Raw genomic sequence first — 10,967 nt, 5'->3', positions numbered from 1 at the left:
CCGGGGCGGCCTGCTCTGTTTCAAACAGCAAGGAGGCGTAGTGCTTGCCGGTGACGGTGCGGGTCAGGGTGATGCTTTTCAGTGTGCCCTCGACCTTCCGGTGCACCCTGGCCCTAAATGGAATCCGCGTCTTTGAGCCAGCCATACTTGCGCGATTTCTTGGCGACCGGCAACAGCTTCTTGATGTCGTGTTTGGCGCTCAACGACTGGCCGTGGTGTTGGTAGCGATGGGATATGATGCGAAGGCCGGTGTTATAGACAAAGCGCACCGCGCCGAACTGGCAGTTCAGAAATGCCGCCTGTTCGGTCGTGGGGTAGATGCGTAATCTTTGTGGCCTTCAGCATGTCAGTACTCACTGCTACAATAGCCATAGATTAAAAGCTATAACGGGGGATTTCAAGTGAGTGCGGATGCAGTCTACCGACGAGGGCGGCACAGCGTCACAACGTTGAAAGCCTATGTTCAGGGGCAGAAGACACAAAAATAGGGCCGCTTGCGCGGCCCCCGCTGACCTCCCCGCCCGAGTGGGCGAGGGTTCACGCGGGTTTTTGCTGAAAAAGCGTGGGATTTTTTCGTACTTGTACCAAGGGAACAGTCATGGTGCCCGGAGCCGGACTCGAACCGGCACGGCTTAAAGCCGAGGGATTTTAAGTCCCTTGCGTCTACCAATTTCGCCATCCGGGCGGCGAAGGCGTTTCAGCCCAATACAACGCCAACAGCCGATTATATCCCTTATGCCAAGCAAAGGAAACGTTGAATAAGTCATGTTCAGGGTTTCCCCAAGCGGGTTGCGGGCTATGTCCAGGAAGCGGCTGACGGCCCGCATCCGGGCACATCCGAAGGCGTGACTGGGTGAGGGGGCGGCTCAGCCCCGGCTTCGTGATACTCTGCCCTGACAGTAAAACCTTTCAGGTGCCGAGTTCCCTCCATGGCCACCCCACTCAATCTCCCCATCGGCGTACAGGCGTTCAGCAAAATCCGCACCGGTGGGTTCTACTATGTGGATAAAACCCCCTACCTTCATCAGCTGATCGATGAAGGCAGCTATTATTTCCTCTCCCGCCCCCGCCGCTTCGGCAAGAGCCTGCTGCTGGATACCCTGGAAACGGAGGCCGCCCTTCTGGGCCACTTCGACGTGGACGAGATTGCCACCGAGGCCCTGTTGTTCCAGACCGGCTATCTCACCGTACACAAGGTGGAACAGCCCATGACCGGTTACTGGCTCTACACCCTGGGCTATCCCAACCGGGAAGTGGAGGCCAGTCTCAACCAGGCTCTGCTCCCGGCCCTGGGCATGCCCAGGGCGGCCCAGCAGCGCATCAGTCTGTTTCGTGCCCTGCAGGCCCATGACCTGCCGGCGCTGGAAACCCACTTCAAGGCCCTGTTTGCCGGCCTGCCCCACGACTGGTACCGCAACAACCCCATCGCCCAGTATGAAGGCCATTACGCCAGCGTGTTTTACAGCCACCTGGCCGCTCTGGGACTGGCCATCACCGTGGAAGATGCCGGCAACACTGGCCGTGTGGACATGACGGTGGATTTCAATGGCCACATCTATCTGTTCGAGTTCAAGGTGGTGGAGCAGGTGCCAGAGGGCAGGGCCTTGCAACAGCTCCAGGACAAGGGCTACGCCGACAAGCACCGGGGGCAGGGCAAGCCCATTCACCTCATCGGCGTGGAGTTCTCCAGGGAGCAGCAGCAGATCATCGCTTTTGACGTGCTGAGCGTGTGAAATTCCTGCCGGGATAAAAAAACCGGGTAGATGCATCCAAGGCATCTACCCGGCCCCTACCGCCGCTAAGGGTAGGTCTTGCCCGTTTTAGCCTTGCAGCAGCTGAAGCACACCCTGGGGCAACTGATTGGCCTGGGCCAGGACCGAGGTGCCGGCCTGTTGCAGGATCTGGTTGCGGGTGAGTTCGGCGGTTTCTTCGGCAAAGTCAGCGTCCTGAATCCGCGAGCGGGAGGCGGTAAGATTTTCCGAACCGACCCGCAGGTTGGAGACGTTGCTCTCGAAGCGGTTCTGAATGGCCCCCATGATGGCGCGGGCGCCGGTGATCTGGGTGATGGCGTAGTCGACGGCCATCAGGGTCATGTTGGCTTCCATGGTGGTTCTGACGCTGAAATCATCCACATAGAAGGAACCATTGGCATCACCGGTGGCAGTGGTCATCACCGGAGCGCCGGCTCCCCCCCCACCGATGTTGCCGGGGGCACTGACCTGAACCTCGAAGGTGGTGCCCAGGGCGGAGCTGAAGTTGATGTTTTTTCCGTCCTCGGAGAGATAGGCGGTGACCCCGGTGCTTTCGGTCTCGGCGTTGATCCGTCCCACCACATCGGAGAGGGATCGGGCATCTTCGACACTGATGGTCTGGGGGTTGCCATCGGTGCCCGTGATGTCCACGGAGAAGTTCATGGCATTGCCGGGCTGTTCCAAGTAGTCAAAAATGCTGGTGTTAAAGTTGTCACCGCCGACACCGAGGACAGAGGTGTTCATGCGGGCCTGGTTGTTGAGGCTATCCTTAATGGTCAGGTCGATGTCGACACGTTCACCGGAGTTGTTGAAGAAGATGAACTGGTTGCTGCTTTCGTCGTAGATGACTTCAATAGCACCTGCACTATCAAGACCATCGGGTCCATTGATTGCAGTCTCCAACGAGAATCTTAATTGTTCTTGAGTCTCTACTCCAGCTGTAGGAGTAGTAACAACATTTACTACTGAACCATTCACCCGAAGGGAGATGTCAGTGGATTCGATTTCAGAACCGACACCAAAATTCAACATCCCAACGCCCATTTCGTAGAAGCCGGAATATGCAGCTGTTTCGTTAGCTGTATTTAGGCTCGTAGGATTTGTACCATCAGTAAGTTGAACATTAACCTCAACCTCCCTTCCCGTACCATTCAAGAATAAGTAGTTAGTACCATCCCATACCACCCGATAACCATCACCTGTACCGGCGCCATACTCTGCATCTACTGCATCACGAATTCGTTGTTGAAGTTCTGCAGCAAGCGTACTTTCATCAGTAGTAGGATTTAAATTATCTCCTACCGCCATTATCTGAACACCATTGACTAAGAACCCATTAGGGCCATCAATCTCGACAGTTCCATCTGGATCAAGGCCATTAGGAGCCATTGAATACCGCTCAAACCCAATCGACCGATCCCCCAGATTTTCAGTACTGGCAATCACCGCCCCCAACTGACTCCCTCGGGTATCCAGGCCGGTCTGCAAAATGGTCTGGCCGGAGTTGGCGCCCACCTGGAAGATCAGCTCCCTGAGGGTGCCGTCGAGGATGTTCTTGTTGTTGAACTGGGTGTTGTGGGCAATGCGGTTGATTTCCCGGATGGCCTGCTGCACTTCCTGATTCAGGGCTTCCCGGTCAGAGGCGGAGTTGGTGTCATTGAGAGACTGCACCGACAGGACGCGGACCCGCTGGAGCAGGTTGCCCACTTCCATCAATGCCCCTTCGGCAGTCTGGGCGAAGCTGATGCCATCATTGGCATTGCGGATGGCCTGATTGAGACCATTGATCTGAGAGGTGAATCGCTCGGCAATGGCCAGCCCGGCGGCGTCGTCTTTGGCGCTGTTGATGCGCAGACCAGTGGACAGGCGCTGCAAGGTGGTCTGCAGGCCGGCCTGGGTCTTGGCCAGGTTGCGCTGGGCGTTTATAGAAGCGATGTTGGTGTTGATAACCTGTGACATGATACGTACTCCCTAACTGTTAGCGGCGGTTAGTCTTTGGGGCGCCCTTGCCGCGAAATGTCGTGCTGCAGGTGGGCTGCCTTGACCGAGATAATGCAGGGAGCGTGCCAATGCCTGATTCCGGGTGTTTTTATTTTAAAAATATCATCATATTCAGTGTTTTATGTAAAAAATAGAGACTGAGTGCTGGGAGATTTGAAATCCTGAAAGCAGGAATTTCAAGGCCAAAAAAGGCAGGCGATTGCCGAAAGCGGCAATGGCCTGCCAATGGGTACCGCTCGCTCTGCTGGGATTTGGCAGGCATGGCCCGCCGAGGTCCACCCCGGCACGGCACCGGGGTGGAGACTGTGGAGGCTGGATCAGTTCTGCAGCAACTGCAACACGGTCTGAGGCAACTGGTTGGCCTGAGCCAGGACCGAGGTGCCGGCCTGCTGCAAGATCTGATTGCGGGTCAGTTCGGCGGTTTCCGCTGCAAAGTCGGCGTCCTGGATACGGGAGCGGGAGGCGGTCATGTTTTCGGAACCGACGCGCAGGTTGGCGACGTTGCTTTCGAAGCGGTTCTGGATGGCGCCCAAGACAGCGCGAAAGCCGGTCACCTGGGAAATGGCGTAGTCCACGGCCATCATGGTCCTGTTGGCCTTTTCTACGGTGGTGACATCGAAGTCGTCCACGTAGAAGGTGTCATCGGGATGGGTGCCGGTGACCATGGGCTTGTTTTCCAGATTGCTGGTGATATCGACAGAGAAGTTCTGGCCGTATTCCGAGGTGAAGCTGATGTCCTTGCCGTTGGGGGTCAGGAATGCTGTGATGCCGGTTTCTGTGGTCCGGGCATTGATCTGGCCCAGAATGTCGGACAGGGAGCGGGCATCGTCAATTTTGATACTGGTACGGCTGCCATCGGTGCCGGTGATATCCACCCGGAAATCCAGGCTGTTGCCGGGCCGGTCCAGGTAGTCGTATACGCTGGAAATGGGGTTGCCGGTGTCGTTGAAGTCGCCGATCAGGGTGCTGTACAGGGTGACTTCGTTGACCGGGTCGGCCTGGTCCTTGATGGAGAGGTCGATGTCGATTTTTTGGCCGGTTCTGTTGAGGAAGATGTATTTTTCTTCGGTTGCGTCGTAGATGATTTCGAAGTTGTCTTCGTCGAACCCTGGGATTGAGCCGAATTGGCTGTCGAGTTCGGCTCTGATTTGTGTTCGTAGTTCTTCGATAAGATCAGGACTAGCGGTTTCATAAAAACCGGGATCAAGATTGACGATAGCACCGTTGATTCTGAGGGATACGTCTGAAGCATCAATGCCTGAATCGGGGGTTCCCTGAGTAAAATCAAGATTACCAATCCCCAGCTCCTGGAATCCGGGATGATAAATGTCTGTATCTTTTGTATCTAGAGCTGTAGCGTCATTATTAATACTGAGATCAATCTCAACTTTCTTTCCCGTGGCATTTAAAAATACATAGCCTGTTCCATCAAATATGACGCGATATCCTGCGCCGGTACCGGGACCATATTCTGCATCCAGTTGGTTGCGGATGAGGGTTTGTAACTTTTCTGCAATCTCTAATTTTTCATCATCATCGGAACCATCAAGATCATCAATGCCTGGAGTGCCATCCAATGGCACATTCACCCCATTGACCGTCATAGAGCTATTCGCGGCATTTATGTTGCCAGTAATAGCCCCCATGTCATACCGCTCCGCCCCCACCATCTGATCCCCGAAACGAAAATCCACCGTATCGGCAATCACTGCACCCAACTGGCTCCCACGGGAATCAATCCCGGTCGCGGCAATGGTCTGACCGGAGTTGGCACCCACCTGGAAAATCAGATCGGCCAAGGTGCCATCCAGCACGTTGCGATTATTGAACTGGGTGTTATGGGCAATGCGGTTGATCTCACGCACCGCCTGCTGCACTTCCTGGTTCAGGGCTTCCCGATCCGATGGAGAGTTGGTGTCATTGGTGGACTGTACCGACAGGACACGGATGCGCTGCAGAAGGTTGTTGACTTCAATCAACGCCCCTTCGGCAGTCTGGGCATAGCTGATGCCGTCGTTGGCGTTGCGGATGGCCTGATTGAGACCGTTGATCTGGGCAGTGAAACGCTCGGCGATGGCCAGACCCGCTGCGTCGTCCTTGGCGGTGTTCACCCGCAGACCGGTGGAAAGCCGTTGCAGGGTGGTGTTGAGCTGACCCTGGGTGTTGTTCAGGTTGCGCTGCGCATTGAGCGAGGCAATGTTGGTATTGATCACTTGAGCCATGATGTTCAAGCTCCCTTCAATGGTTTGCGGCGGTATCCTGGCGCCCTATGCGCCGTTATCACGCTGTTTCGCGCTCAATGAAGGTGAAGCATGAACCGTGCCATTTGGTTTTTAATGGCAACAACAGAGAAGGGATGATTTTTTTACTTGAAAAACAGCACTTTAAAATTAATCTGCCTCGTCATAAAAATGACGAGGCGATTTTTTTGACTTTCAAGAGCGTCAAAATTCCTTCGTTTTGACGGGGATTGACGCCCCACCCGAGGGGCTGGACAAGGCCCGCAGCAAAATGGCGATGGTGCTGCCGTTATGTAGCAGGGAGGCGGCCACGGGACTGAGCCAACCAAAGGCCGCCGCAGAGAGGATGGCGGTGTTGAGGCCTACGGTGAGACGGAAGTTGCTGTCGATGAGGCCACGGGTGGATAAGGCCAGGGCGCGGGCGTCGGCAACACGGGCAATGTCGTCTTCCAGCAGGGTGATGTCCGCTGCCAGTCGGGCAATCTCGGCCCCCTGGTGCATGGCAATCCCCACATGGGCACCGGACAGGGCCGGGGCGTCGTTGATGCCGTCACCCACAAAGGCGATGCGCGACCCCTGGGCAGAAAGCGCCTGCAGGATGCGGGCCTTGTCTTCCGGCAGCAGTTCGGCGTGGTAGCCGTCCAGACCCAGCCGTTGGGCCATTTCTTCGGCGCGGTCCTTGTGGTCGCCGGTGAGCATGTATATGCGCTGGATGCCCAGTGCCCGCAGGCGGGCTATGGTGGCGGCGCTGTTGTGGCGCAGACGGTCTTTAAGACCCAGCACCCCAAGCAGTTCGCCGCCATATCCAATATAGAGCAGGGTTTTGCCCTGGCGCTTGAGGGAGTCAATCACCTGGGTCTGGGGGGCCATGGTTATCCCTTCGTGTTCCTCCAGAAAATGCCGGGAACCCACCACGATGCGCTTGTCATCAATGACGCTGGCTACGCCGTGGGCGACGATGAACTCCACTTCCTTGTGATTGAAATGCTGCTGATGGGGCAGCCGTTCCGCCGCTTCTACTACGGCAATGGCCAGGGGATGAAAATAATGCTCTTCCACCGAAGCCGCCAGATTGATGAGATCCTCGGAGGTGAAGGCGGCATCAAAGGCGATGGAATCGGTGACTTCCAGATCCCCGCAGGTGAGGGTGCCGGTCTTGTCGAACACCACGGTGTCGGCTTCCGCCAGCCGCTCCAGTGCGCCTGCTCCCTTCACCAACATGCCGGTTTTGCCGGCGCGATACATGGAGGATTTGAAGGCCACGGGGGTGGCCAGTTTCAAGGCACAGGAATAATCCGCCTGCAGCACCGCGGCGACCCGGTTCCAGTCTCTGGATACGGCCCAGGTGCCGGCGGATAGCCCCAGGACCATAGGCACCAGCCGGTCAGCCAGCCGGGAGGCTTCCAACTGGGTGTGGCTCTTGACGTTCAGGGATTGCTCGACAAAATCGGCGATCCGGGCGGCGGCGGCGTGATGACCGACCTGTTCGGCATAGATGCGGATGCGCCCTTCTTCCACCAGGGTGCCTGAGAGGGCCGGATCACCGCGACGACGGATCACGGGTACGCTTTCTCCGGTCATGGTGGCTTCGTTCACCAGGGCTTCGCCCCCCAGTACGGTGCCATCGACCGGGATGACCGTGCCGGTGGCGGCAATGACCGTGTCGCCCATCTGGACCTCGCGGGCGCTGAGCAGCACTTCTACCCCGTCCCGTTCGACCCAGATTTCCGCATCCGCCGGATGCAGCAGATGTTTGAGCAATGTGTCGGAGCGACGTTCGATGGTGTGTTCCAGGTATTCCCCCAGGGCCAGCAGGAAGATGGTGGTATTGGCGGCGAAATGGTCCCGGCGGCCAATGGAGATGATGATGGCCAGGGCCTCCAGGACATGGGAGGTGATGCCTTTGCGAAACAAGTCCTGCAGGGCTTCTCCGGTCACCGGCAGGGCGGTCAGGAGTGTGAGTGGCAATCGTAGCCACAGGGGCAGCCAGCGGGACAGCAGCATCACCGCGCCGCTTAGACCCACCGCCGCCAGTCCGCTGCTGTGACGCTGGGGAGGCGGCGGGGTGGGGGAGAGGGCCGGTGCGGTCAATGACAGCAGGGCGTTTTCCAGGTGGGGCGGATTGGTGAGGCTGTCGTCGTAGTGGATCACCAGACATTGAATGCGCCGGTTGACCCGGACCCGGCAGACCCCTTGAAGGGATTCTATCGCCCGCTGGATGCGATGGGGTTCCAGGGGCATATCCGGCCTGCACCAGTAGCGCAGGCGGATTCTGCCGGCGATGGCATGAACCGGCTCCAGCCGGGCAAACCAGGGCGCATCCATCATCAGCGATCTCCGTGCCGTTCCGCTTCCATTTCGGCCTTGATGTCGGCCATCTGTTCCTTGACCTCTTCCACACCACCGGCCACTCCGGCGTACAGGTCCAGGCCCGCTTTCATGATCTTGCGACGCATGTCTTCGTCGCTGAGCACCCAGGCGGCACCCGCCCCCACCATCAGGCCCAGGAGGAATTTGTCCCGATGAGGGGCGTCCAGCATGTGGGTCAGGCGATGCAGCCAGCCTTCATCGTCTCCCCGGTAGCCCTGTCTGCCACGACGTGCCTGGTCATAATAGGCTTCGCCTTCTGGATCATATCCGGCGGCCCTGGGGTCCCCCGCGGGCATGTCCTCATCGGGATACCAGGGGCAGGGACCATAGCCGCGACCCCGTCCCCGGCCCGGCCAGGGTCCTGGGCCATAACCGGGTCCATAGCCGTAGCCATGAAAATCTTCCCATGCGGCTTTGGCTTTGTTCTTTTTGCGTTTCTTACCCATGTGATTTCTCCTTGTCCTGTCGCCCTTGGGAGGGATGCAGAAGTTGTTCGATGATCATGACGCCGGCGGCGCCGGCGGCGGTGGCCGCCAACGCGGATAGATAATCCCCTCGTCTCACCGCGTTGGCGGCCCGGGTGCCCGCTACCAGGGCGGTGCCGCCCTGCAAGCCGTGGCGCACAATCCGACCCAGGGCGGGCCGGCTGGCCGGGGGGGCCACGTCCTGAAAGGCGGAAATGCAGGCCGCGGTGACAAATCCTCGGGTGAAACAGCCGTCATAGCAGTCCAGAGGATCACGACGGGGACGACCTGGCGGTGCAAGACCGTATCCAGAGGGATACCGCTTCACGGTGTATTCCCGCCTTCGGTATCGTCCTTGCTTTCCTGGACGTTGTTCTCCAGACGCTTACGCGCCCGGGCCGAGGCGTTTTCGATACTGCTCAGGCTGGAGACTGTGGCCTCCCGCAGGGTGTCCTGGGCCTTTTCCAGCCCCTGTTGGGTGGTTTTGGTGCGCAGCAGTCTGACGGCGAGGGCGCCCACTACAGCACCAGCAGCAAAGGGAATCAGGTGGTACATGGTCTGCTCCTTGAGATCCCGGGGGATCTGGTGGGTATCATTCCGGTTGGCACCGGAGATGGGGGGATGGGCACGGCAGATCAGCCGGGCAGTGCATCCGTCCATGTCTGGCGGGCCTGGTGCACAATCTGGCTCAGGGTCCTGGCGGCATCGGTGTCCTGGCCCCGGAGAAAGTCTTCCCAGGCCGACATGGGAATGACTTCGGCGTCGTATGTCACCACGCAAGAGCGGGCCAGCAGGTTTAAACGCACACTGGAAACACCGGGCAGGGCGCTGAGCATTTTTTCCATGTCGGGAATGTCTGCTGCCGTGGCCAGTGCCTTGAGATCGGCGTCCAGTTTCAGGCGAATGCGACCCCGCAGGTGGTGGACAACACGTACCTGCCCCAAAAGCTGCGTTAAAGGGTCGTCATGGGTCATTGCGGGCCACCATGATGAAAACTCCTGGCTTGGAGGGGCACCTGGCTGGCTTGGGGCTGGCTAACGTGACCGGGGAATGGATTGGACTCTGGTTTGGAGCCGCAAAATTATTTTGAGCCTCCCCCAAATCAAAGTAAAGCCGGGAAGGGGGGAAGAGCGGGTGTGACTCACCGAAGCAGGTGGCGTCGATAGACCAACAGATGCACGGCCAGACAGGCCACGAATCCCCAGCCGGTGGTGACATGCCAGTGTTTCCAGCCCCGTGGGCGCAATTCAGCCACGGCCAGTGAAGCGGCCAGACTGACGAGCATGCCGATCTTGGAGACCCGGTTCACCCGCATCCGCAGGGATCGTTGTCCTGATCGACGCCGTTGCCCGGAGCGGGGGGCGGTTGATTTTGGGCCGGAAGCAGCAGAAACGCTGCCATGCTGAGCGATGAGATGGTGAATCCGGGCTTCCATGTCTGCTTTGGTGCAGCCGGTTCGGTCGTAGTGGACCACCAGACTGCCGGCCTGGGGATTTGGACGCAAATCGGTGACGCCATCGAGGCTGGATAAATCCTGGGCCAGTCGGGTTCTGGTCCCTTCTCGCCGCAGGGCCTCGCCTTTTATACGCAATCGACCGGGAATGGAAGCAACAATGTGAAGGGATGTGTTCATGATTTTGAAAAAATCCATCTTTGCGGACAAGGGATATTAGCAGCCATGCCGAGCAATGCGGTAATTTCTCACCGCCCATGAGGCTACCCTGACGCGCTGCAAATAGCCGCGACAACCAGGGAGCCGATTTTCCGAAAGTGCATCCCCGTTATCCTGTCCCGTGACAGGTATGGTGCGTTCCGTTGCCTGACCGGGCCGGGACACGCCGACGGCTGCCCCTTCGGACATTCTCCTTGACTTGCATCCAATACCCAACACGGGCCGCCGGCCCGTGCCCGGTGTTGTGTGCGCCACTAAAAACCCTAACCAGGAGGTGATGTCCTTGCCCGACGACCCTGAACCCGAACCCCCGCCCTCGCCCCACCCGTTGCGGCGGCTGAGAGGTTTTGACATGCCGTTCGCCGATCTCAGGCGGCTGGCCTTCCCTCCCCGCTGATCTTCACACATCCAGGGAGGCGCGGCCTCCCCTTGCCTGAATTCCGTGGACGGCTTCGTGCCGAAAACATTC

Annotated in this window: 9 protein-coding genes, 1 tRNA gene and 2 pseudogenes; 1 reads left to right on the top strand and 11 read right to left on the bottom strand. The window is 58.3% G+C overall.

Features of this window, described 5'->3' with window-relative positions; genetic code table 11:
* Positions 1 to 113 precede the first annotated feature (113 nt).
* Together BMX62_RS13035 and BMX62_RS02340 are read right to left on the bottom strand one after the other, a co-directional pair.
* Entirely contained in the window at positions 114 to 290 is a 177-nt protein-coding gene (locus BMX62_RS13035) for a helix-turn-helix domain-containing protein (RefSeq protein ID WP_238375812.1), read from the bottom strand.
* Positions 291 to 599: 309 nt separating this feature from the next.
* Positions 600 to 685, bottom strand: a tRNA-Leu gene (locus tag BMX62_RS02340).
* Positions 686 to 914: 229 nt separating this feature from the next.
* Here BMX62_RS02340 and BMX62_RS02335 point away from each other — a divergent pair.
* A pseudogene (locus BMX62_RS02335) lies at positions 915 to 1,733 on the top strand (PD-(D/E)XK nuclease domain-containing protein); the annotation flags it as partial.
* Between the two features lie 87 nt (positions 1,734 to 1,820).
* On the opposite strand, the gene BMX62_RS13215 reads toward BMX62_RS02335, so the two are convergent.
* The 9 genes and pseudogenes from BMX62_RS13215 to BMX62_RS02290 all read right to left on the bottom strand — a co-directional run bounded on the left by BMX62_RS13215 (position 1,821) and on the right by BMX62_RS02290 (position 10,459).
* The gene (locus tag BMX62_RS13215; RefSeq protein ID WP_090203485.1) at positions 1,821 to 3,710 is read right to left on the bottom strand and encodes a flagellin N-terminal helical domain-containing protein; all 1,890 of its coding nucleotides are present in this window, start codon (positions 3,708 to 3,710) and stop codon (positions 1,821 to 1,823) included.
* Between the two features lie 359 nt (positions 3,711 to 4,069).
* A complete protein-coding gene (locus BMX62_RS13020) occupies positions 4,070 to 4,333 on the bottom strand; it encodes a flagellin (RefSeq protein ID WP_476588294.1) in 264 nt (87 codons plus the stop codon).
* Between the two features lie 1,128 nt (positions 4,334 to 5,461).
* A pseudogene (locus tag BMX62_RS02320) lies at positions 5,462 to 5,974 on the bottom strand (flagellin N-terminal helical domain-containing protein); the annotation flags it as partial.
* Between the two features lie 222 nt (positions 5,975 to 6,196).
* Positions 6,197 to 8,320 carry a heavy metal translocating P-type ATPase gene (locus BMX62_RS02315; protein WP_238375810.1) on the bottom strand — a complete coding sequence of 708 codons (2,124 nt, stop codon included), beginning with the start codon at positions 8,318 to 8,320 and terminating at the stop codon, positions 6,197 to 6,199.
* Entirely contained in the window at positions 8,320 to 8,808 is a 489-nt protein-coding gene (locus BMX62_RS02310; protein ID WP_090203481.1) for a YtxH domain-containing protein, read from the bottom strand. The genes BMX62_RS02315 and BMX62_RS02310 overlap by 1 nt, the downstream gene beginning before the upstream one ends.
* Positions 8,801 to 9,154 (bottom strand): hypothetical protein, encoded by a 354-nt coding sequence (locus tag BMX62_RS02305; protein WP_202906181.1) that lies wholly within the window; start codon positions 9,152 to 9,154, stop codon positions 8,801 to 8,803. Before BMX62_RS02305 ends, BMX62_RS02310 begins: the two co-directional genes overlap by 8 nt.
* Positions 9,151 to 9,486, bottom strand: a complete 336-nt coding sequence (locus tag BMX62_RS02300) for a hypothetical protein (protein WP_090203477.1) — start codon at positions 9,484 to 9,486, stop codon at positions 9,151 to 9,153. Before BMX62_RS02300 ends, BMX62_RS02305 begins: the two co-directional genes overlap by 4 nt.
* Positions 9,462 to 9,800, bottom strand: coding sequence for a cation transporter (locus BMX62_RS02295; RefSeq protein WP_090203474.1), 339 nt, complete (start codon positions 9,798 to 9,800; stop codon positions 9,462 to 9,464). Before BMX62_RS02295 ends, BMX62_RS02300 begins: the two co-directional genes overlap by 25 nt.
* 167 nt (positions 9,801 to 9,967) lie before the next feature.
* Complete coding sequence (locus BMX62_RS02290) at positions 9,968 to 10,459, bottom strand: HMA2 domain-containing protein (RefSeq protein WP_143339640.1); 492 nt, start codon at positions 10,457 to 10,459, stop codon at positions 9,968 to 9,970.
* Between the last annotated feature and the right edge of the window lie 508 nt (positions 10,460 to 10,967).

Source organism: Ectothiorhodospira magna, from assembly GCF_900110965.1.
GTDB lineage: Bacteria > Pseudomonadota > Gammaproteobacteria > Ectothiorhodospirales > Ectothiorhodospiraceae > Ectothiorhodospira > Ectothiorhodospira magna.
This window is presented reverse-complemented; position numbering and strand designations above follow the sequence as displayed.